4 protein-coding genes and 1 tRNA gene are annotated in these 5,216 nt (G+C 69.5%); 3 read left to right on the top strand and 2 right to left on the bottom strand.

The window, feature by feature from the left end; translation table 11 throughout:
* On the bottom strand, positions 1-944 hold a 944-nt coding region (locus FVW20_RS06995; protein WP_196608865.1), incomplete at its 3' end, for a radical SAM/SPASM family putative metalloenzyme maturase.
* 401 nt (positions 945-1,345) lie between these two features.
* Here FVW20_RS06995 and FVW20_RS06990 point away from each other — a divergent pair.
* The gene (locus FVW20_RS06990) at positions 1,346-2,635 is read left to right on the top strand and encodes an acetamidase/formamidase family protein (RefSeq protein WP_196608864.1); all 1,290 of its coding nucleotides are present in this window, start codon (positions 1,346-1,348) and stop codon (positions 2,633-2,635) included.
* Positions 2,636-2,710: 75 nt separating this feature from the next.
* Here FVW20_RS06990 and FVW20_RS06985 read toward each other — a convergent pair.
* Positions 2,711-2,787 (bottom strand) — tRNA-Pro (locus FVW20_RS06985).
* Positions 2,788-3,092: 305 nt separating this feature from the next.
* Here FVW20_RS06985 and FVW20_RS06980 point away from each other — a divergent pair.
* On the top strand, positions 3,093-4,094 hold the full coding sequence (locus tag FVW20_RS06980) for a rhodanese-like domain-containing protein (RefSeq protein ID WP_196608863.1): 1,002 nt from the start codon (positions 3,093-3,095) through the stop codon (positions 4,092-4,094).
* Positions 4,095-4,264: 170 nt separating this feature from the next.
* Positions 4,265-5,216: DUF362 domain-containing protein (locus tag FVW20_RS06975; RefSeq protein ID WP_307831412.1), on the top strand; the 952-nt coding region annotated here is incomplete at its 3' end.

The following is a 5,216-nucleotide window of genomic DNA, read 5'->3' as shown; positions in this document are numbered from 1 at the left end:
AGGTGCAGGCCGTGCTCGCGGGCCACGGCTCGGGCGGCGTCGAACACCGCCTCGGCCTCGGGCACGTGGGCGTCGGCATCGCGCAGCAGGTTGCGCAGGTGAAGGGGCACGTCCGCCTCGCGCGCGGCCTCGGTCATTTCGCGGATGAAGCCGGTGATCCGCGTTTCCTCCTCGGTAAAGCGAAACCGCCACACCACGTCGAAGTAGCGGCGGATGTCTATGCCCTCCCGCTCGGCCCGCGCCTGCCATTCGCGGTAGAAGCGCATCGATTCTTCCGTGTTCGTGCCGAATACGGCCTGTTCGGACATCCCCGGGGCATAGGGCAGCACGTGCGAGACGATGGCAAAGTCCGCGCCGCGCTCTGCGGCCCAGCGCAGGGTGGCGGGCAGTTCGTGCAGGTTGTCGCGCATCACCACGAATTCCACGCCCACAGCAAGCGGCGCACCGGGCCGGGCCGCGCGCGCCGTCGCCAGATTGGCCAGCGCCCGCTCCATGTGGTCCACGTCGCCCCCGGCCCGGCAGGTGGAAAACAGCTCCGGCGAAACGGCGTCGATGGACAGGCATATCCTGTCCAGCCCGGCGTCCAGCAGCGCGTGCGCCCGGCTCTCCGTCAGCAGATGCCCGTTGGTCTGAAAGCCCACCCAGCCTTCCGGCGGCATATGCTGTCTGGCAAGGCGGATGAACGTTTCAAGGTCGCGGTGCAGCAGCGGTTCGCCCACGCCGTTCAGCACAAGGCCGCTCAGGTGCGGCATGGCAGGCAGCAGGGCGGCGTACGTTTCCGCCGTCATGTCGCCTTCCGGCGCTCTGATGGCGGAAGAATGCTTCACGCACATCCGGCAGTGCAGGTTGCAGCGCGAGGTAACCTCCACGAACAGCTTGCGCGGATAGGGCGGCAGGGCATCCTGCCGGGGGGCTGTGGATGCGGCAATGGCGGCTGTGGACATGGGAAGCCTTTGCGGGACGACACCGCGTCAGGAGGGCGGTTGGCGGCACGGAATGTGCGTATTTGGCAATTTAGCCAAGCAGTCCGGAGGCGTCAATGCCGCCTGTGCCGCCCCTTGCGGCGCGGTCTGCCGGGCGGCGACGAAGGATGCGGGAAGCGCCGGGCAGGGGGCAACCGTCCTTTCCCCGTGCGGGCAGTCCTTCTCCGCCGGCATGCGGCCAGCCCTTTCACCCCAGGGCCAGCCAGCCCTTGTGCATCCCGGCATTCCGCCAGCCGGGGTGCGCAGCGCGTTCCGCCGCAAGCGCTACTCCCATTCTCGGCACTGGTCATTCGCACCGCAAAGTGCTTAGGCTCTGTCCAGTCCCCCTGCGGTACCTCCACCTCTACAAAAGGAGCACACTCGTGGCGAACAGGACAGTCTTCGTCAACACCTTCACCAACGGCATCCTCGGCCCGGATGTTCCCATGCTGGGTCCGGTGGAAGACGGCGGCATCATCGTCGCCAACACCGCGCCCGGTTGCTGGGGGCCCATGCTTACCCCCGCCATCCGGGGCGGGCACGAGGTGACGCAGCCGGTTTACGTGCAGGGCGCGGAACCGGGCGATTCCATCGCCATCCGCATCCTGTCCGTCCAGGTCACCTCGCGGGTCACGGCGTCCGGCAACGACAGCATGTTCGCGGACCGCTGCCTGGGCGACCCTTACGTGGCGGGCAAATGTCCGCAGTGCGGCGCGCTGTACGAAAACACCTGCGTGGAAGGCTGCGGGCCGGACTGCATCCGTTGCGCGGCGTGCGGGGCAGCCGCAGCGCCCTTTGCCTTCACCAACGGCTACACCATCGCCTTCAACGAACAGGGCACGCTGGGCGTCACCCTTAACAAGGCCGCCGCCGAACGGGTGGCCGGCAACGCGCGCGAGTACATGTGCACGCCGGACAATTCCATCCAGAACCCGGTGGTGGCCCTGGCCCCCAGCGACATCCCCGGCGTGGTCAGCCGCATGATCCCCTTCGTGGGGCAGCTTGGCGTCATGCCCACCCGGCAGATTCCCGATTCGCACAACGCGCGAGACTTCGGCTCGTTCCTCGTGGGCGCGCCGCATGAATACGCCATCACCCAGGAACAGTTGGCCGACGTCACCGACGGGCACATGGACATCAACCGCGTGCGCGCCGGGGCCGTGCTGATCACGCCGGTGCGCGTGCCCGGTGGCGGGGTGTACGTGGGCGACATGCACGCCATGCAGGGCGACGGCGAAATCGCGGGCCACACCGCCGACGTGGCCGGGGTCATCACCATGCAGGTTTCGGTGCTGAAGGGCGTGACCTGCGGCGGTCCCATCATCCTGCCGGTATACGACGACCTGCCTCTGCTGGCCCGGCCCCTGAGCGAGGACGAAAAGCGCCAGGCTCGGCAGCAGGCGGACGCATGGGGCGTGCAACTGGAAGAATCCGCGCCCATCTCCTTCGTGGGCACCGGCCCCAACCTCAACGACGCCACGTCCTGCGCGCTGGAGCGCGCGGCGGCGTTCCTGGGGTGCCCGGTGCCGGAAGTGATGAACCGCGCCACCATCACCGGCAACATCCAGATTGGCCGCGCGCCCGGCACGGTTACCGCCACCTTCCTTGCGCCGGTGGACACGCTGCGTGAAAAGGGCGTGTACGAACTGATCCGCACCCAGTACGGCCTGTAGGCGCGTTGCCACGGCTTGCGCGCCAAACGAAGAAGGCCGCCGATCTTGCGATCGACGGCCTTTGCGTGTCTAAGCTGGTCGGGATGAGAGGATTTGAACCTCCGACCCCCTGAACCCCATTCAGGTGCGCTCCCAGACTGCGCTACATCCCGACACGCGAGAAAAGGTGTGTAGCCCCGGTGGCCGGTGCTGTCAACATGAAAATGGTTCAAAGTGCGCGAAAAGGCGTGACGGGGGAGCAGGGCGTTAGGGCCGTGGCGGGCGCATGACGTGGGCGAAGGCTGGGCATGCCACGGCGGTGTCGCGCGCATGATACGATGCCCTTGCAGGTACGGCCGTGTCGGGTAGAATGGCGGCGGGCGGCACGTGCCGCCGGGCGCACCCTTGTCCGAGGCATTGCCCTTGTCCGCTGTCCCCGGCCCGCGCCATCCCGTAGCATCCACCCGCAGGAGGCACCATGACCCCATCGCCCCGCGTTCCCATCGAATCCATTTCGCCGCAGGCCCTGCGCGACTACATGGCCGCCCGGCCGGAGGGCAGCTACGTGCTGGTGGACGTGCGCCAGCCCGAGGAGTACCGGCAGGAGCACATCCCCGGCGCCCGGCTGGTGCCCGTGGGCGAACTGGCCCGTCTGCTGGCCACGCTGGACCCGGCGCAGGACCACGTCTTCTACTGCCGCAGCGGCGGGCGGTCTGCGGCGGCGGCAGTGATGGCGGCGGAAAGCGGCAGGTTCGCCGCGCCGTCATTGGGAATGGGTGGCTCCGATGCCACTGCGGGGATGGGTGGCCCCGATGCCACGGGGGGAATGGGTGGCTCCGATGCCACTGCGGGGGGCCGCATCCTGAACCTGACCGGCGGCATGAATGCCTGGTCCGCCGGGCCCGGACAGGCCGTGGCCAACAGCCCCCGCATCCAGGTGTTTGCCGGGGTGCGCAGCATGGAGGAACTGCTGCGCCGTGCGCTGGACATGGAAAAGGCCGCCCACCTGCTGTACACCCGCGTGCGCGCCGCCGGGCCGAAACCCGCCGTGTGCGCGCTGATGGACCGGCTGATCGGCGTGGAACTGGCCCACGCCAAGGTGGTCTATCACCATCTTGCGCAGCGCTGGGACGCCGACGCCCACGGCGACGCCACGCGCGGCCCGCTGCCGCCCTTCGACGCACTGTTCGATGCGCTGGAAGGCCGTGTGCTGGAAGGCGGCATGGCCGTGGCCGATCTGGAGCCGTGGCTGCGCGACGCCGCCAGCGGCGACTGTCTGGACATCGCGGAACTGGCGCTGGAAGTGGAAATGAACGCCTACGACCTGTACCGCACCCTGGCCGACGAGGCGCGGCGCGGCAGCGGTCTGGGCGGCCTTGCGGAGCGCGCCTTCCTGGATCTGGCCACGCAGGAAAAGACCCACGCCCGCATGATCATCGACCAGATCGCCACCCTTTCCACGGACGGGGAGGCCCGGTGACCCACCCGTTCCGGCATTCGGACCAGCCCCGCCTGTCCCGCAAATCTTGCCTGTCTTGCCAGTCTGGCCCGGCTCGCCATTCCGGCCTGCCCGTGCCCCTGCCTGCCCCGTGGCAAGGGGGTGGGGCGGGCAGGCCTTCGGGGGCGGCTGACAAGCCGAACGGCGCACCCGTGCAACCGGTGTTCATCGGCACGTCCCCTTCCGGCCATCCTGATGCCCTTGCGCCCGATGCCGCCCTGCCCGTTCCCGTGGCCCTGCTGCGCTGCCCGGACTACGACCCGCAGCGCACCGGGCGCATGGTGGCAGAGGCGCTGGACGCCTCCGGCTGGATACCGCCGCGCGGTCACGTGCTGGTAAAGCCCAACCTGCTGCGCGCCACCCCGGCGCTCAGCTGCACCCATCCGCAGGTGGTGCGCGCGGCCTGCGCGTGGCTGCTGGACAGCGGTTGCCGCATCACCGTGGCCGATTCGCCGGGCTTCGGCACGGCGCGCGGCGTGGCAGAGGCCATCGGCCTTGCCGAAGCCCTGCGCCCCCTCGGCTTGTCCGTCACTCCCCTTGATGATGCGGTGCAGGTGCCCCTGTCGTTCGGCGGGTCCATTGGCGTGGCCCGCAGCGCGCTGGAGGCGGACGGCGTGCTCAGCGTGCCCCGCCTGAAGGCGCACAGCCAGATGCGCGTTACCCTGGCGGTTAAGAACCTTTTCGGCTGCGTGCCGGGCGTGCGCAAGGCCTTCGTGCATACCCGCCACGGCGACCGCGACCATCGCTTCGAGGGCGCGCTGGTGGAGGTGGCGGCGGCCCTGCCGCCCACCGCCGCCCTGCTGGACGGGGTGGAGGCCATGCACGTGACCGGGCCGGGGTCCGGCAAGCCGTACCATCTGGGGCTTGTGGGGGCCTCTGCTTCCGGCGTGGCGCTGGATGCGGCAATCTGCGGGCTGCTGGGCCTGACGCCGGAACAGGTGCCCCTGTGGGCCGAACTGGTGCGGCGCGGCGCCCGGGGCGCGCTGCCCGGTGACGCGGAACTGGTGCGCGAAGGACCGGACGCCTTCGATGCCAGCCGGTTCGAGGTGCCCGGCGTGCTCAAGCCCATGAGCTTTCGCCCCGGCACGCTGCTGCGCAGCACCG

Source organism: Nitratidesulfovibrio oxamicus, assembly GCF_015731765.1.
Lineage (GTDB): Bacteria > Desulfobacterota > Desulfovibrionia > Desulfovibrionales > Desulfovibrionaceae > Cupidesulfovibrio > Cupidesulfovibrio oxamicus.
This window is presented reverse-complemented; position numbering and strand designations above follow the sequence as displayed.

Coding starts and splice junctions, on each gene's coding strand:
- FVW20_RS06980 (WP_196608863.1), top strand. CDS start 3,093: ATGACCCCATCGCCCCGCGTTCCCATCGAATCCATTTCGCCGCAGGCC.